Raw genomic sequence first — 17,066 nt, 5'->3', positions numbered from 1 at the left:
AAGGTACCCTACGTTTACACCATGAACTTCGAACATTTGAAGGCACTGAGTGCCATCGTCGAGACCGGATCCTTCGACGCGGCCGCAAACCTGCTCGGAATCACGCCGTCGGCCGTCAGCCAACGCATCAAAGCCTTGGAAGCCTCAGCCGGGCAAATACTGGTTCGTCGCAGCCTGCCGAGCAGCCCCACCGAAGCGGGCGCCGTACTCCTGCGGACAGCCCGACAGATTCAGGCACTGGAGGCAGACGCCCTGCATTGCCTGGGCAAGGGCCCTGAAGGTCGAGCCACCGTCGCTGTGGCCGTGAATGCCGATTCGCTGGCAACCTGGTTCACGCCCGTTCTGCACGAGGCAGCTACATGGCCGGACACAGTGCTGGATCTTCACATCGAAGACCAGGATCACAGCACCCGGCTGCTGCGCCAAGGAGACGTACTCGGGGCGGTCACCACAGAGCCCAAAGCCGTAGGCGGATGCCGGGTGGAGTTGCTCGGCGTGATGCGCTACGTACCGGCGGCCTCAGCCGAACTGGTTCAACGCCACAAAACCCCTGATGGAGTGAACTGGTCCGAGATGCCGATGCTTCGCTTCAGCGCCAATGATGACATGCAGCACCGAATCCTCCGGTCCAAAGGCGTTGAACACTTCCCCCCGACCCACACCATCCCCTCCTCTGAAGCTTTTTTGGAAGCCGCCAGGGCTGGGCTTGGTTGGGGCATGATCCCCGAGCAGCAGGTTCAGCAGGACCTCGCCCGCAGCGGGCTGGTCGCTATCTCCGGCGGAGCCCCAGACGATGTAACCCTCTATTGGCAATGCTGGTCGATGGTCACGCCACGACTTGAGCGCATCACCGCAGCCGTCCGCAGGGCCGGTAACAAGCTGCGCCAAAGCTGACGAGAACCTATGCACTAAAAGTGCAGTATGATGCCTCTATGGAGAAATTATCATTGAGCGCAACCAACGGTTTTGCTGATGCCTAAGACCGCCCACCTCCAGCAACTCCTCGACGCCGGCTACATCGATCCTGCCGTCTGTGAACTTCGGCCCCGACTACCAAGCTCTCTTGTTGGCCGTCAATGGGCTCGTTCCGGGGGCCAGCAACGACGCCAGCGAGGCTCTGCTCCAACAGGCCGAAGCCTCCGCGCGAATGGTTCTTCAGGAGCAAAGGTCGAGGCCCTCCCCCCGTTGACCCGGTCACTACCGACGCCCTTCGGGCAGTGCCGAAGACCTCGCAACCCACCTCAGCCAACTTGGGCCCGACCTCACCATCACCAACCGACTCATCGACAAAACCATCCTGACGCGACCAGGCCTCCAAGGTCGCCTGCAAGCGATGAGTGCCAGACCAAGGGGAACCAGCAATGAGCACCACCAAACCCGCAATCCCACCATGGGCGCTGACCATAGCAGCCATGTTCTCCATCCAACTCGGCTCCGCCCTATCCGCAGGATTGATGCCGGCGCTGGGACCTATCGGTACGGCCTGGCTGAGACTCAGTATGGGCGCGATCATCCTGCTCCTCCTGGCCCGTCCACCGCTGAAGTCCCTGCGTCTTAGCGACACCCCGGCGGTTCTCGGTCTCGGTATCTCCGTCGGGATCATGTCAGTGACGTTCCTCGCTGCCATGGAACGTCTTCCACTGGGCACTGCTGTCGCCATTGAGTTCCTTGGCCCGCTCAGCGTCGCCGCCCTTCGAGGGCAGGGAGTGCGCTCGTTGGTCCTGCCGGCAACCGCCTTGGCCGGAGTCCTTCTGCTCACCGAGCCCTGGTCCGGCCAGATGGACCTCCTCGGTGTCGGCTTCGCTGCCATGGGCGCGATCGGGTGGGCGGCCTACGTTCTGTTGACTCAAAAAATCGGGGACCGTTTCAGCGGAATCGGCGCCCTGGCGCTGACGATCCCTATTGCAGCCCTGGTTGTGACACCATTCGGACTGCCGCAGGCTTTCGGGCACATCACTTGGGAACTCGTTGGCGTCGCCGCCGCCCTTGCTGTATTAATCCCGGTGCTGCCGTACATCATGGAAATGCGGGCACTTCGTCGAATGACGCACACGGCATTCGGCACCCTCCTGGCGTTGGAACCGGCCATCGGCCTCCTGCTCGGCATGATCGTGCTCGCACAGTCCCCTTCGGCTCTCCAACTCCTGGGAATTGTGCTCGTGGTTTTCGCCGGCGCAGCAGCACAACGTGGAGGGCGCCGCCAACAGCCGAGTGGGGCCAGCCAATGCGGGCGTTTGGCTGAAGTCAGACAGGAATCTGCACGTCTATCTCATGGCGCGGATCCTTTGGCATAGGCGCTCTTGGGTGATGGGGTTTGAACGTGTGTCCGGGCGATTCCACGCAAGGCATCAATGACAACGGATACAGCCCGGTGAACCACCCGTTCGGGTCGGACCAGCATGTCCACGTGACGAACTGTCTGTACGCCTTCAAGCGGGCGCAGGACCACATCCTGCGATGCGGGAATCCTGACGGTATGCCGGGGCAGCAACGCCAGGTGCCCACCTTCGGACACCATGGCAGCAGCTGTACTGAAGTCGTTGATTCTGTGCACCACCCGCATTGGATACCCGGCCGCAGCAGCTACGGCGTCAAGCATGTCCGCCGGCGAGAAACCGGCATGCGTGGAAACCCACGTCGTCCCCACTAGATCTACCGGTTTCAGAGTCTTTTTCATGGCCAGATCATGGGATGAATGCATCGCCACGTCCATGGGTTCCCTCAGCAAGGACAACACGGCAAGCCTGTCCCTGGGCCAAGGGGGCGTGTGGCTCATTTTGTGAGCGATCACGATGTCATAGTTGGCGGTCAGGGCCGGGAAAGAGACACGGTCGACGTCCTCATCGACACATTCAACAACCGGAAATCCTTCCGCATGTTCCAAGGCGGCCAGCCCGGGGAAGAAAGACATGGCCGCGCTATGGAATGCACTGACACGCACCGTCCGATCAACGCCGCCGACGAACTCATCAACCGTAGCTTCGGCACGGGTGATCGCCTCGGCAACAGCAATGGCTGCCACGGCGAGGGCTTGGCCCGCATCAGTGAGTTCAACGGATCTCCCCCGCTTCTGAGTCAGGGGCGCCTTGAACTTTCGTTGAAGTGCGGCAAGCGACTGCGAGACTGCCGAGGGACTCACGCCGAGAGCACGGGCAGTAGCGGCCACACTGCCGTGGTCGCCCAGCTCACGCAACACACTGAGTTGATACGGATCCATAAGCCTTCCCTAATAGTTGAAACGAACCTATCCCATTGGAGCATTGAAAGTGCACTCATGGTGCAGTATGATGCATTTATGGACGAAAATATCGCAACCTTAGCCTCGGCTATCGGTTCACGGGTGAAGCAGGAGCGCCTATCCCGGCGCATGACGCTGGACCAATTGGCGGAAGTGGCGGGCGTGAGCCGCAGAATGCTGATCAACGTTGAACAGGCCACCATGAATCCAAGCGTCGGTACTCTACTGAGGATCAGCGACGCCCTTGGCGTCGGGCTGCCGGACCTGGTCCAGTCACCCGAACAGAAGGCCGTCCAAGTTACACGCAAGGGTGAAGGTGCAGTGCTGTGGAGCAGCGAAGCCGGTGGACGCGGCGTGCTGGTTGGCGGAACGGAGCCGCCGGAAGTGGTGGAATTGTGGGACTGGATCCTGGGTCCGGGCGACCAACACTCAAGCGAAGCCCACACGCCGGGCACCAAGGAACTTCTGCAGGTTCAACTGGGCACCGTCACCGTTGGTGTAGCAGAACAAATATTCGTCCTTGACGTTGGCGACTCCGTGACGTTCCCCGGGGACCTGGCCCACTCCTACAGCAACAGCACCTCCGAGCCGGCGCGGTTCTCCCTTGCAGTATTTGAACGCGGCGTGGGATCAGGGCATCGGGAGGCAGGGAATGCTTAGCATCCAAGCCCTCCAGGAAACCCTTGAATCCGCTTACGTGGAGCCCGCCGTTTTCGAGCTTCGGCCCGATTACAGAGCCCTGCTGATCGCAGTGGATGGCCTCATCCCCGGTGCAAGCGATGCAGCGGGCAACGCATTGTTGGAGCAAGCTGAAATGGTTGCGCGGAGTGCGTTGAGCGAGCGTAAGGCCGAACACCTTCCGCATATAGCCGCATGGCGGGAGGCTTACCAGGCATTCGGCGCCAAGCCCAATCGCACACGGAACAGCCTTGAAGCGCTGATCCGCCGGGCCGACGCCGGCCTCCCCAGAGTCAACAAACTCACGGACATTTACAACGCCATCTCCGTCCTCCACCAAATTCCGCTCGGCGGCGAAGACCTCGCCCGCTACAGCGGAGCACCACGACTCATCCGCGCAACGGGCCGAGAACCCTTCGACACGGTAGCGAGCGGCGAACCAATCGTCGAATACCCCGATGCCGGCGAGGTGCTCTGGTGCGACGACGACGGCGTCACTTGCCGCCGATGGAATTGGCGCCAAGGCCGCCGCACACAACTGCGGGACGAGACCACCTCAGCTTTGTTCATCCTCGATGCCCTGGCACCCATGAGCAATGAGTCCCTGCTTGCCGCAGGAGCCGACCTTACGGGCCACCTGTCCACGTTGGGTTCAGAGGTCATCAGCGTCCAGCGCCTTATCGGCCTCCCGCCTACCCAGGAAGGGACATGACGAAGGGGTAGCAACATGACGACCCGCGAACCAGATGTCCTTGACCTCCTCATCCTGGGCATTCTCGAAGATGAGGGCAGGATATCCACAACGGTTTTGGCCGCCCGCGCCGGGCTTACCGAACGTGAATGCGAAGAACGCGTCATTGGCCTGGAGCTGGATGGCCACATAGCCGGGTACACCATCATCCGCAATTTTCCAGATCCGGCACTGAGTCCCCTGTCAGCGTGTATCCGGATCGTCATGGCGCCCGGACGCACCGGCGATGACCTGTACCGCAGCATGGAATCCATCGCGGAGATCACTACCGCCGAGCTGGTGGACGGCGATCATGCTGTCCTTGTCAGGCTTCTGGTCCAAAGCAGGGACCGCCTGAAAGCCATTACCCACTTCTTTCGGGCTCAGTTAGCCGTGCTATCCCTCGACGTCTCCACAACACAACCACTCTTCAGCCGCCGTCCAGCACCACGGGCCCTTGCCCGCTGACGGGGCCTATCCTCCGAAAGGAAACCCGCAATGAACCGCACACCTGACAAGCACAACCGCGCCTCCGTCCATGACAGCACCTGGGCTGTTCATGGAGGAAACAGCATTGACAAGGGCACCGGCGCCCTCCGCACGCCCCTGATCATGGCCAACTCCTACGTTCTCCCCGAAGACCCCTCCGACATGGACTGGTCGAGCGTTGACGACGGACTGGTCTACACCCGAAACGCCGGCGCAAACCAGGTCGCCCTCGAAACAAAACTCGCCGCGATGGAAGGCGCAGAAGCAGCAGCTGCCTTCGCCACGGGCGTCGCCGCCCTTCACGGAGTGTTCTTCGCCCTCCTGAAGTCCGGCGACCACGTAGTGGTTTCAAACGTCACCTACGAAGCTGTCTACCGCCTGTTCGGGGAGCTCCTTCCGGAAAAATATGGCATTGAGGCCACATTCGTTGATGCCGACGACCTGGAAGCAGTCCGGGCAGCCGTGCGTCCGAACACCAAACTGATTCACGCCGAAACGATCGCCAACCCAACTACCAAGGTGGCCAACGTCGCCGCCCTGTCCAAGATCGCCAAGGACGCCGGCGTCCTGCTGACCGTTGATGCCACCTTTACTCCCGCACCCTTCTACCGAGCCCTCGACGACGGCGCAGACTTGGTCATCCACTCGCTGACCAAGTACATCAACGGCCACGGCGACGCGATGGGCGGTGTCGTCATTGGACGCCGGGAACTTATCCAGCACATCCGACACGATGCAATCGTTGATGCCGGCGGTGTCATCTCTCCGTTCAACGCATGGATGATCATGCGCGGTTCAGTAACGCTCCCGCTGCGTCTGAAGCAGCAATTCTCGAGCGCGGAGAAGGTAGCCGCGGTCCTTGAAACCGACCGGCGGATCGCCTATGTGCTCTACCCGGGCCTTGCCTCGCATCCCCAGCACGAACTGGCCGGCAAACAATTTGGAGGTCGAGGGTTCGGGGGTGTTCTCGCATTCGCTGTTGAAGGTGACTCGAACACCCAGAACACCTTCGTGAAAAACCTTCAGGTCATCACCTCGGCAGTCTCGCTCGGCCACGATGAAACGCTGATCGTCCACGTTGGGCCGGATGCACGCGGCGGCTCAGAGAACTACCCTGCTTCTTTCCACAAATACGGCCACCTGCGCCTGTCCATTGGGCTCGAAGACCCCGAGGACATCATCGACGACATCCTGAGCGCACTGGACAAGACCTTCGGGGACAAGTAGCCACCACATCTACAGCCGGGGACGGACGCTGGAAGCACCGTCCGTCCCCGGCTGCCCCTTCGTTCAGACTCGTCGGGTTAAAGAGGCGGCAAGCGCACCACTGCTATGCCGGTCGAACCGGCAACAACAATGCATCGTAAAACTTAGGCGTTCTACTGCCTCAACAGTGCGTGATATGACGCATCCGATTGTTCACTTATCCCATCGCACCACGGTGTAGATGACGTTCTCTTCAGCAAGGAAAAGTTCATGGCGTGGCTCGTTCTCATACTTTCCGGTGTACTCGAAGCAGTCTGGGCTACAGCGCTCGGGGCCTCGGACGGCTTCAAGCGCAAACTCCCAACCTTGATCTTCATCGTCTCGATGGCCGTTAGCATGGCTGGCTTGGCATACGCGATGACCGCTCTGGCAACCGGCACTTCCTATGCCGTTTGGGTGGGCATCGGCGCTGTACTTACCGCGGCGCTTGCCGTCGTTCGTAAGCAGGAGCGGCTTTCCCTGACACGCGCCGCACTGCTCACAACCCTGATTGGGTGCGTCGTCGGGCTGAAGGTGGTCAGCTGATGCACTGGATAGTTCTCATTGCCAGCGCCATCCTGGAAGCCGTATGGGCCACAGCTTTGGGCCAAAGCCAGGGATTCACCAACCCCCTGGCAACGAGCGTGTTCGCTGCGGGCCTCACCCTCAGCATGCTCGGCCTGGGTTATGCAGCAAAGCGGATTCCAATGAGCACCGCATACGCCGTGTGGACCGGAACCGGAGCAGCTTTGACGGTTGGCTGGGCAATGATCGAAGGAAACGAGACACCCACCGCGCTGCGGATTCTTTTCCTCTCGGGCATCGTCGCCTGCGTGATCGGCCTGAAACTTGTGCCTGCCAAGGCGGTGGAGTCCACGCGGGATACAAATGGGTCCACTACACGGTCCGTGTGAACTGGTTCCACGGGAACATCACCCCACGATGCGGGCGGGAAACCATTGACGTGAGGAAATTCCCCGCCAAGGGGGCTTCACGCCGAACAGCTACTGCAGACATAATTACTTTACCTGCTTAAGTTAATCACTTACTGTGGTCCGAAGGTGATGCGCCGTTGCATCCCCCGAGAAGACAGGACCACATTGAAATCATCAAGTGAGCTTCTACGCCGCCTTAGGACATGCGGCCTGACCGTACTCATCGCCGCTTTGGCTACCTCAACCGCTACGCCTGCCTTGGCAGCCCCACCCCCTGCACCGGGCAACTCCGGCCCTCCTGAGCGCGTCTCCATCGTCGATCCCGAAGCAACGTCCCGGACGGCTTCACTTTTCGCCTACTTGCGATCCCAGCAGGGCAAAGGCATCCTCTTTGGCCACCAGCAGGACACGGAGTTTGGCGTAACGTTTCCAGCGGACAGCGCCGACGGCTTCCAGTCTGACGTCAAAGCAGCCACCGGAGAACATCCCGCCGTCTTCGGATGGGATTTCGGCCACGATGGATACGGATCCGCGCCCGGGAGTCCCACCCCGGAGGAGAATTTTCAACACACCGTCAACCTCGTCAAAACCGCAGACAAAATTGGCGGCATCCAAACCTTTTCCGCCCACATGGACAACTTCGCTACGGGTGGAGCCTTTGACGATACAGATGGTGGCGTGGTTCCCCGGATCATGCCCGGCGGAGACAAAAACAAGGACTTCACTGACTACCTCGACCGCGTAGCCCGCATCGCGAAAGCCGCTGTTGATGAAAACGGTGAGTCCATCCCGTTGGTGTTCCGGCCGTTCCACGAAAACGCAGGTTCGTGGTTTTGGTGGGGAGCAGCCCATGCCTCCTCTTCCCAATACGTGGAACTGTTCCGTTACACCGTGGAGTATCTCCGCGACACCAAGGACGTCCACAATTTTCTCTACTCCTACTCACCCGGCGGCGGCTTCAGCGGAACCAGTGATGTATTCATGCGCACCTACCCCGGCGACGATTTCGTAGACGTGCTTGGCTATGACAACTATGACGGTTCCGGCGGCTCGCAGCAGTGGCTGGATGGACTCGTAGCGGATCTGGGCATGATCTCGCGTCTGGCAGATGAGCGGGGCAAGGTGGCGGCATTGACGGAAGTTGGTGTCAGCGGTGCCCTCAAGGAGAACGGGCAGAACGCGGACACTGCCTGGTACAGCCATGTGCTGTCAGCACTCAAAGCGGACCCTGATGCCCGACGCATGGCTTGGATGTTGACATGGACCAACTACGGGACCGGCCAGTTCTTCGTGCCGTATCCGGCAACCGGTGAGTTGGCGGAGCACGAAATGCTCCCGGACTTCCGCGCCTTCGCGGCGGATGACTTCACGGTCTTCAGCGGAGGATTGTCCAAGAGCGAGCTTTGGCAGCGAAAAGTGAAGACCGCGGATCATGCACCCGCCATGCATGTGGTGTCACCTGTTGATGGAGCACGGATCACGGAGACGAACACTACTGTCCGCGTCCGCGTCAGCGATGCAAAGACCAAGGAAGCATGGTTCACCGTGGGTGATCACGGAGCCAAACAGCAGCTGACTTATGACGCTGCTTCCGGGTATTTCACCGGCACCCTGAAGGTACCCGAAGCTGATCTGGTTAATACCCGGACCAACCTCGCGGTGACTGCGGCGCTGGCCGGGAAAGCCCAACTCACTGCGCGACAGCAACTGGTCCTTGGCGCGAAGCCGGATGCGGCTCCCGGCGTGGTGGACGACTTTGAGACATATGCCGACGACAGCGAGCTCCGTGCTACGTACAGCGCGGTGGGGGCCAACAGCATCTCGCTGTCCAGCAGCCCTGTGGGAAGTGGTGAACGGGCGTTGCGCTTCGACTACGACTTCCGCCTACAGAATTACACCGGCATCACCCGCCGGATAGAGGGCGACTGGTCCGGATTCAACGCGCTTTCCCTGTGGCTGAAAGGGGACGAATCACAGCAGAAACTGGTTCTCCAACTGGTCTGCGGTGGAGTGGCTTACGAGGCGTATCCCTCCCTCAGCGGAACGGAAGGCCAGAACATCAGCATCCCCTTTGCCGATTTCCGGCCGGCTCCCTGGGACACAGCCAATGCCGCGCGGCGGATCACGGCTGAGGACCTTAAGGATCTGTCCCAGTTCAACATCTTCATCAACCAGGTTCCCGAAGGAAGGACAACAACGGGAACGATCTACCTGGATGAATTGAAAGCCGGCTAGTTGTACTGCTCAAGGAGGTTGGCCGCAGGCTGGTTGATGCTCTGTTGAAGCATCAAGGCTGCGGCGCCCACCGACGCCGCGTCCGTCACCTGCGTTGCCAGCCGCACTGTGACGCTGTGCTTCAGTGAGGCAAATGCCTCCTCGCGGAGCCGCTGTTCCACCACGGGCAAGTACAAGGAACCAGCTGTGGTGAATGAGGGGCCGGCAAAGGTCACCGAATCAAGATCCAGGATGTTGGCCAAGGCCAGAACGGCATCGGCCACATATTCTGCGGATTCCTTGATGAGCGCCGCTGACAACGGATCGCCGTGGACGGCTGCAGTTGCAATCAAGGCAAAATCCCGGAACGGATCCTTGTCACTGGAGAGCCTGACCATCGTGGTCTTTCCAGCTGACATGGCCTCCCTGGCGCGCTCGGCAACAGCCCGTGGACCAGCCACTTCATCCAACGTCAGCCCTGAGCGCCGGTCTCCTTGGAAGCGCACACTTCCCAGGGGGCCGGCGTTGGAGCTGGCACCACGATACAGTGACCCGGAAATGAGCAACCCGGCACTGATGCTGGCACCCATGTACACCGTGCAGTGAGCTGTCGCATCAGGGATGGCACCACTCCAGAAATCTCCCATGGCAGCAGCGGTGGCAACATTGTCCAACAACGTTGGCAAGGAAGCTGCCTCACTCAATGCATCCCTGACGGGGAAGCCTTCCCACATTGGCATCGTGGGCGACGAAAGGATGGAACCGGCGTCGAGGTCCAGCGCTCCTGGAGCCACAAGGCCTATGCCTGCCACGAGGTTCTGCTCTTGGCCCGCCACTCGAAGCAGCACGTTGATATGACCGGCTACATCCTGGACAACTTCCAGCGGATTCCTCGAGCGGGCACCCCGTATTCGTGTCCTGGCGAGGACTGACCCGGCTGCATCCGAGACGAGGATAACAATCCAGTCCGCACCCAGCTGAACACCCACGCTGCAGCGGGCGGCGGGATTGAGCCCGAGCAGCACCCGAGGTTTGCCTTTCGCGCCGGTGAAGGTCTTTTCGCCGGTCTCCACAAGCAATCCTTCGCCCAGTAGAGCCCGGACGAGATTCGAAATGGAGGCCTGCGTCAGGCCAGTGCGTTCAGCTAACTCGACACGGCTGACCGGGCCTTCTGCCCGCACGCGGTCAAGGATCAGGGCCCTGCTGGTGGGGGTGATGGACGAGGAGTGCAGGACAGTCATGGGTGTTTCACGGCTCGGCTCATGTGCCAAGTATCGCCGGTCGAAGCCATACTTAGCACATGGACAATGCCGCAGTGACAAGAAATCGGCCACCTCGTTTTGCTCTGGGTGTTCAAAGTAAGAACGGACCGCACGGCACGGATCCATTTTTTGAAGATCTCCTGACCGGCATGGAGGAAGCCTTGGACATGGCCGGTGCCAACGTCTTCCTGCGGCAGTTCGGCTCCTATCGCGAGGAACTGGAGGCCTATCCGCTGTGGGCCGGGAGCGGAGAAGTGGACGCCGTAGTCATTGCAGATTCCCAGGAGGACGATTCCAGGGCGAAACTGTGCCTTGAGCTTGGCCTGCCCGTAGTCATTCTGGGCGGCCCACCCGTGGATGGCGCCTCCTTGGTTGATGTTGATAATTCCGGTGGGATGGAAATGGCCGTAACTTATCTCTCCGGCTTGGGCCACAAGGTCATCGGACGCGTCTCGGGACCGGAGCACCTTCACCATACAAAGTCCCGCAGCGTCGCATTTGACCAAGCTCTCGAGCGACGCGGTGTCACAGGGCTGTCAATTGAAGGTGACTACTCAGCCGCTTCGGGAGACTTACGGACACGGGAAATCCTGGCACTTCCCATTCCTCCCACAGCCATCATTTATGACAACAGCATGATGGCCGTATCAGGTCTGGGCGCAGCTCAGGACCTTGGCCTGAAAGTTCCATATGACGTGTCCTTGTTGGCTTGGGATGACGGGCCCGCATGCCGGCTCGCCTCACCGCCCCTGTCGGTTCTCAGTTTGGATGTCCATGAGCTGGGGCGCACCGTGGCCGATGCCTTAATGAAGACATACTCTGGTGCCGTCCAGACGGTGGTCCACGTACCCACCGGCCGTATCGTGCAAAGAAGCAGTACTGCCGGGCCGGATGGCGAGGGGTCCGGTCAATCGACAGACCCCGCGCACGTTCGGCAGATCTAAAGTCCAGCTGGCCCGACTACATCCCTTGGACGTGGAGCACCAGGGCCTGGGCGGGCCATAGCAGTGGAATCTGCAGGCCGTCCTGCACCAGGGCGCTCCCGGGAAGGGTGATTTCACCGGCTGAAACCCACGGCGGAGTGATCCAACCATGTCGGGCCTCGCCAAGTTCCTTTCGGACCTTTACCCGGTAGCGCCGCGATACATCCAAGCCGTGCAGCCTCACCCGTTCGGGCAGTGCATCTTCCAAGGTGGCAACCGACGCAATAGTCCAAACGCCTTCGCTCTGATCCTGAAGTACGGCACCTGTGACCCGCAATGCCGGATCCAGGACATCTGCGTGCACTGGGACGCCGGTGTGCAGGACATGACGCAACTCTTTGTAGAGGGCACCAAAAGCGCGCACCGCTTCCAGCTCATCGGGGCCGCATTCGAGCAGATTCCATTCGAAGCCCGCAGATCCCATCAGGCTGGTGGCTGCCCTGTAGGACAAATCCACGGTCCGGCCCGAGCTGTGCGACGTGGTTGGTCCAACGTGTCCTCCCACCATCTCGGGAGGAAGCAACAACTGTGTCCATCGCTGGATATCCTGCCGCTCCACGGCATCGTTGGAATCCGACGCCCACACCCTGTCCGCAAACTCCAGGATCCCCAGATCTGTCCTCGCTCCTCCACTGGAGCAGGACTCGATTTCCAGTCCCGGGTGGCTTTCCTTGAGTTCACGGATCAACCGGTAGGTGGCCAGGGTGTGTTCGTGGATGCCGGGAAGTCCGGAATGCATGGATTCCACCAGGTCCCGGTTGTGGTCCCATTTGATGAAGTCGATGCCGAGCTCGTCGATGAGTGAGCTCATCTGGCTTCGGACGTGCTCATAGGCACCGGCGTCCGCAAGGTCCAGGACGTACTGCGTCCGCCAGGACAGCTCATCCGGGGATGACCAAACGTGGTCAGGGTTGTGCAGCAGCCAGTCCGGATGCGCCCTTGCCAGATCGGAATCCAAGTTCACCATCTCGGGCTCGAACCATAGGCCGAACTGCATTCCCAGGTCATGGACGCGCTGCGCCAACGGCCCCAAACCCTCCGGCCACACGGCGGGATCCACAGTCCAATCCCCCAGCCCCTTGGTATCGTCGCGGCGGGCCATGAACCAGCCGTCGTCCAGGACGAAACGCTCAACTCCCACCTCGGCTGCACGTTCTGCCAAACGCGTCAGGGTGGCCGGATCATGATCGAAATAGACCGCTTCCCAGGTGTTGAGCACCAACGGCCTGGGGCTTCGCGGGTGTTGATCGCGTGAGCGCAGTGACTCATGGAATCGTGCGGAGAGCCCATCGAGCCCCGCATCCGTCCAAGCGAACCAGGCTTTAGGGGTGCTGTAACTTTCCCCTGGAGCGAGCCTGATTTCGCCCGCCCGCAGCAGCTCGCCCGCGCCCAACAGCGTTACGGCGTCCGTCATCCGGTCTGTACGGTAGGTGCAGTCGGCACTCCAGCCCAGATGGACGGACCACATTTCCCCGGCACGGTTCCGGGGCTTGCCGATGCTCGCAATTTCCAGGTGGGGTGCATCGTGTCCGCCCCTGCCGCGCCGTGTTTCGCGACTGACTGCCCCGCGCGGCATTTGTGTGGTGGACGGAGCTTTTTCCCTGGTCCATCGTCCGGTGAACGATGTCAGATGGTCCGTGGCCTTGGGCAGCGGCAGGGTGGCTTCAACCCAATGGACGTCCAACGGAGTTGCTCCCTGGTTGATCACGCGATGCACCACCGTGAGGACACCGCCGGGCGTCAGTGCGAAAGAGCAATGGATTTGCAGGCCGTTGTTGGCATCGGAGCCGGTGATGAAAGCCTCGTGTTCGTCGGCGGTGACCTCGTTGACGGTCCATCGCGGAAAGACCGGTCTTCCCTCCCGCGTCACGGCGAGCCCTGGTCGCCCAGCCCAGCCGTCACCTTCCTGGGGAAGGACGCTCAGCTGCCATGCGGCGTCGAGCGTTCCGGGCGCCGTTTGTCGGCCGCCGGCGAGGACCATTGCATTGAGGTCGTCCATGGACAAGGGGCCGAGGTCGGCGCCCCAGTGCAGCACGGATGGAAGGCCAGCGGTCAGGTGGCGCAGGACGACGCTGACACCGTCGCGGCGCAGCACGGTGAACTGCTGCACCTGCTCGATGGTGGGTGAGGGCTGTAGGGACTGGGACATGCTTTTCTCCGGATCTCTCATGGGTTGAGGTTGGCAAATCGGGGTTGCTTGCGCCCGGTAGCGAACGACGGCGGTACGGCTCCGTGTCCTTGAGGGTCGCTGGCGGTGCGGAGCACTTGTAAGGACCCTCCAATCGCTGCTGCGAGCGAACCATGTGAGGACAGGACGACACTGATGGGTTGCAGTTCGCGGTTGAAGGCTGCGGCGTTAACCGTGGCTGAAATGCGGTCCCGCAGGAGTGTGCCCGCAGTGGAGAAGGCAGGCCCGGCCAGCACCACTGTGCTGAGGTCGAACAGGTTCACCAACGTCACTGCGGCTTGCCCGAGACCGCGTGCCGCGTCCTCGAGCAGGCGTCGGGCCGGCAGGTCACCTTCCACTGCGGCAAAGGAGATTCGATCAAAATCATTGAGCGTCTCTGCTGGATTGTCTTTGAGTTCCAACCTCCTGCAAAGTGCGGGATCCCGTACTGCGCGGGCCACCACTGCCGCCGTACCGCAGATGTTCTCCACACAGCCCCTGTTGCCGCATTCGCACGCTGGTCCGGAGGCGTCCAGGGTGATGTGTCCGAGTTCCACCGTGTTGGAGCCTCCGCCCCGGTAAACCTCCCGGTTCACTATGGCTCCGCCGCCTAAGCCACTGGCCATGTAGATCACTCCAAAGGAATCCGCGGATACGTCCCCCAGCCACTGCTCGCCCATGGCCGCGGCCGTGGCGTCATTCTCAAGAATGACTGGCAGGCCCGTCAGCCGCGAGAGCGTGGGCACCAGCGGAAAGCCGTACCACCGGGGAGTGGGACGTGGCGCGAGGAGTGTTCCCTCAACCCGGTTTTGTGGTCCGTGGGTGACCAGACTGATTCCGAGGACATCTTCGACGGGCACTTTGGCGGCTTGAAGCAGCGTCACAATCTGCGCCGCGATGATTTCGAGCATCTCCCCGGGAGCGTGACTGCCTGAGCCTTGAAGGGTTTTCTGTGCCACGAGACGGCCGGTGAAGTCGGCCAGGACTATGGAACTGGTGCATCGATCCATCTGGACGCCCACTGCGTAATGGGCTTGGGCGCAGAGCTGGAGGAGGCGCCGCGGTTGCCCGCCGGTTGAGCGTGCCTGTCCCACTTCCTGCACCAGGCCGTCGTCGAGCAGTTCGCGGATCACATTGGTGATGGTTCCGGGGGTGAGGCCGGTAGCGCCCACAAGTTCCACCCTGCTGACAGTTCCGCGGGTGCGCATGATGTCCAGCAGCCTGGCCTTGGTTGAAGCGGCCGGGGGCGGATGCGTGGTGATGGTAGTCACTCTTTCCTTTTCGGTCGGATGTCTGGGATTCGTTTTCCATAATAACTTGACTGACTTAATTTAATCACCTAACTTTTTCATAGGTCGTGATCCACGGCACACAAAAACCCCAGCCGGTCACAGCGGTCCGGCTAGATGAAAGGGACCAGAGATGCTCCTCACCTCTCGAAACCGGGCTGCCGGCTTCCGGCGCAGCACCCTCGCTTTGGCCGCCGGCGCAACGGCACTCGGCCTTCTCCTCAGTGGTTGCTCAGGCGGCGGAAAGTCTGAAGCAAACGACTCCACGCTGATCGCCTACACCGGTCAGGCCGGCGATTACCAAATCAACTTCAACCCCTTCTCCCCCTCGCAAGTTGCTGGGCCGGGAGCCATCTTCGAACCGCTCTTCTACCAAAACAAGGCTTCGGCCGATGCCAAGCCCGAGCCGTTGCTGGGCACGGAATACGCCTGGAATGCGGCCGGTACAGAGCTGTCCGTGACCCTCAGGGAGGGTGTGAAGTGGAGCGATGGCGAGGCTTTCACGGCAGATGACGTAGCCTTCACGTTCAACCTCCTTAAGCAGCATCCGGCCCTGAATAGCTTGGGCTTCAAGGGCACCGTGAACGTGGTGGACCAGAACCACATCACGTTCGTTTGGGACACTGCGGCCTTCGTCACCGGACCGGACATCCTCACCCAGGCCGTGATCGTTCCCGAACACATCTGGTCAAAGATCAACCCTGAAACCGACGTCGTGGAAAAGCCTGTAGGAACCGGCGCTTACCAGCTGGCCGATTTCAAGCCCCAAGCGTTCACCCTCAAAGCCAACCCCACCTACTGGGGCGGCGAACCAGCCGTCAAGAACGTCCGGTACATCGCCTTGTCAGGCAACACCGCCGGCGCAGACGCCATCGCCTCGGGCACCATCGACTGGCAGACGGGGCCTGTTCCGGACATCCAGAACGTGTCCAAGAATTTCCCCAAGTATGAAAAGCAGACAGTCGCCCAGAGCCAGCAGGTCCTCGCCGCCTGCGCCAATGTCCAGCTGGGCTGCACGGGACCGCAGACGGATCCTGCCGTCCGCAAGGCCCTCTACCTGGCCATTGACCGAACCCAGCTCAATAAGCTGGCCTACGAAAACACGGCCTCATCCATCTCGCCTTCGTTCGCCCTGACAGACACGCAGTCCGAATGGATCTCGACGGCGGTCAAGCCCGCCGTTGCGCCCGAAACGGCAGACGCTTCCTCCGCGCAAAAGACTCTGGAGGCCGCCGGCTGGGCCAAGGGCAGCGACGGAATCTATGCCAAGGACGGCCAGAAGCTGACTCTGACCGTTGAAGTGGTCACCGGCTGGACCGATTACATCACGGCTATTCAAACAATTTCAGAGCAGGCCAAGGCCGCTGGCATCGACGTTCAGGCTTCACAGTCCTCCTGGAACGAGTGGACCGACAAGCGAACCAAGGGCAAGTTCCAGTTGGCCATCGATTCCCTCTACCAAGGGCCAGCGGCGGATCCGTACTACGTCTACAACTACTTCTTCTCCTCGGCCACTTCCGCACCTGTGGGGCAGTCAGCAGGAACCAACTATGCCCGGTACTCGAACCCCGCGGTCGATGCGGCCTTGGAAACAGTCAAGAATCTCCCGTTCGACAAGAAGGCGGAACGGCAGCAGCAGTTCGACGTCATCCAGTCCGCCATCGTTGAGGATATGCCCTACATCCCGGTTGTCACAGGCGGCACCACCAGCATCTGGAACAAGGCCAAGTTCAGTGGCTGGCCCAGCGAGGACAACATGTACGCCTTCCCTGCAGTGTGGTCCCGCTTGGACGCGGCGCAGGTCTTCAAGTCCCTCAAGCCCGCCGAAGGCTAAAC

15 protein-coding genes are annotated in these 17,066 nt (G+C 61.0%); 11 read left to right on the top strand and 4 right to left on the bottom strand.

What is annotated here, in order from left to right:
- The first annotated feature begins 21 nt into the window (after positions 1-21).
- Together BLQ01_RS10435 and BLQ01_RS10430 are read left to right on the top strand one after the other, a co-directional pair.
- Complete coding sequence (locus BLQ01_RS10435; protein WP_091551625.1) at positions 22-894, top strand: LysR family transcriptional regulator ArgP; 873 nt, start codon at positions 22-24, stop codon at positions 892-894.
- Positions 895-1,361: 467 nt separating this feature from the next.
- Complete coding sequence (locus BLQ01_RS10430; RefSeq protein ID WP_091551624.1) at positions 1,362-2,294, top strand: EamA family transporter; 933 nt, start codon at positions 1,362-1,364, stop codon at positions 2,292-2,294.
- Here the strand turns inward: BLQ01_RS10430 and BLQ01_RS10425 are convergent.
- Positions 2,270-3,217, bottom strand: coding sequence for a LysR family transcriptional regulator (locus BLQ01_RS10425; RefSeq protein ID WP_091551622.1), 948 nt, complete (start codon positions 3,215-3,217; stop codon positions 2,270-2,272). The genes BLQ01_RS10430 and BLQ01_RS10425 overlap by 25 nt on opposite strands.
- A 78-nt stretch (positions 3,218-3,295) precedes the next feature.
- Between BLQ01_RS10425 and BLQ01_RS10420 the strand changes: the two genes are divergently transcribed.
- From BLQ01_RS10420 to BLQ01_RS10390, 7 genes are all read left to right on the top strand, one after another.
- The gene (locus BLQ01_RS10420; RefSeq protein WP_175493414.1) at positions 3,296-3,898 is read left to right on the top strand and encodes a helix-turn-helix domain-containing protein; all 603 of its coding nucleotides are present in this window, start codon (positions 3,296-3,298) and stop codon (positions 3,896-3,898) included.
- A complete protein-coding gene (locus BLQ01_RS10415; protein WP_091551619.1) occupies positions 3,891-4,628 on the top strand; it encodes a B3/B4 domain-containing protein in 738 nt (245 codons plus the stop codon). The genes BLQ01_RS10420 and BLQ01_RS10415 overlap by 8 nt, the downstream gene beginning before the upstream one ends.
- Before the next feature lie 15 nt (positions 4,629-4,643).
- A complete protein-coding gene (locus BLQ01_RS10410; RefSeq protein WP_091551617.1) occupies positions 4,644-5,114 on the top strand; it encodes an Lrp/AsnC family transcriptional regulator in 471 nt (156 codons plus the stop codon).
- 30 nt (positions 5,115-5,144) lie between these two features.
- On the top strand, positions 5,145-6,362 hold the full coding sequence (locus BLQ01_RS10405; RefSeq protein ID WP_091551615.1) for a trans-sulfuration enzyme family protein: 1,218 nt from the start codon (positions 5,145-5,147) through the stop codon (positions 6,360-6,362).
- A gap of 249 nt (positions 6,363-6,611) precedes the next feature.
- Positions 6,612-6,926, top strand: coding sequence for a DMT family transporter (locus BLQ01_RS10400; RefSeq protein ID WP_091551614.1), 315 nt, complete (start codon positions 6,612-6,614; stop codon positions 6,924-6,926).
- Complete coding sequence (locus BLQ01_RS10395; protein WP_091551612.1) at positions 6,926-7,294, top strand: DMT family transporter; 369 nt, start codon at positions 6,926-6,928, stop codon at positions 7,292-7,294. The genes BLQ01_RS10400 and BLQ01_RS10395 overlap by 1 nt, the downstream gene beginning before the upstream one ends.
- 252 nt (positions 7,295-7,546) lie before the next feature.
- Positions 7,547-9,550, top strand: a complete 2,004-nt coding sequence (locus BLQ01_RS10390) for a glycosyl hydrolase (RefSeq protein ID WP_175493413.1) — start codon at positions 7,547-7,549, stop codon at positions 9,548-9,550.
- Here BLQ01_RS10390 and BLQ01_RS10385 read toward each other — a convergent pair.
- Positions 9,547-10,770 carry an ROK family transcriptional regulator gene (locus BLQ01_RS10385; RefSeq protein WP_175493412.1) on the bottom strand — a complete coding sequence of 408 codons (1,224 nt, stop codon included), beginning with the start codon at positions 10,768-10,770 and terminating at the stop codon, positions 9,547-9,549. The two genes, BLQ01_RS10390 and BLQ01_RS10385, sit on opposite strands and share 4 nt — an antisense overlap.
- A 59-nt stretch (positions 10,771-10,829) precedes the next feature.
- Here BLQ01_RS10385 and BLQ01_RS10380 point away from each other — a divergent pair, with 59 nt between their 5' ends.
- Complete coding sequence (locus BLQ01_RS10380) at positions 10,830-11,735, top strand: LacI family DNA-binding transcriptional regulator (RefSeq protein WP_091551979.1); 906 nt, start codon at positions 10,830-10,832, stop codon at positions 11,733-11,735.
- A gap of 16 nt (positions 11,736-11,751) precedes the next feature.
- On the opposite strand, the gene BLQ01_RS10375 is transcribed toward BLQ01_RS10380, so the two are convergent.
- Entirely contained in the window at positions 11,752-13,923 is a 2,172-nt protein-coding gene (locus BLQ01_RS10375; protein WP_091551607.1) for an alpha-galactosidase, read from the bottom strand.
- 17 nt (positions 13,924-13,940) lie between these two features.
- Positions 13,941-15,212, bottom strand: coding sequence for an ROK family transcriptional regulator (locus BLQ01_RS10370; RefSeq protein ID WP_091551606.1), 1,272 nt, complete (start codon positions 15,210-15,212; stop codon positions 13,941-13,943).
- A gap of 151 nt (positions 15,213-15,363) precedes the next feature.
- On the opposite strand from BLQ01_RS10370, the gene BLQ01_RS10365 reads away from it, so the two are divergent.
- Positions 15,364-17,064 (top strand): ABC transporter substrate-binding protein, encoded by a 1,701-nt coding sequence (locus BLQ01_RS10365; protein WP_091551604.1) that lies wholly within the window; start codon positions 15,364-15,366, stop codon positions 17,062-17,064.
- Positions 17,065-17,066: the final 2 nt, after the last annotated feature.

Source organism: Arthrobacter sp. UNCCL28 (genome assembly GCF_900102805.1).
Lineage (GTDB): Bacteria > Actinomycetota > Actinomycetes > Actinomycetales > Micrococcaceae > Arthrobacter > Arthrobacter nicotinovorans_A.
Note: the sequence above shows the minus strand (reverse complement) of the source record. Positions and strands in the feature narration are given on the sequence as shown.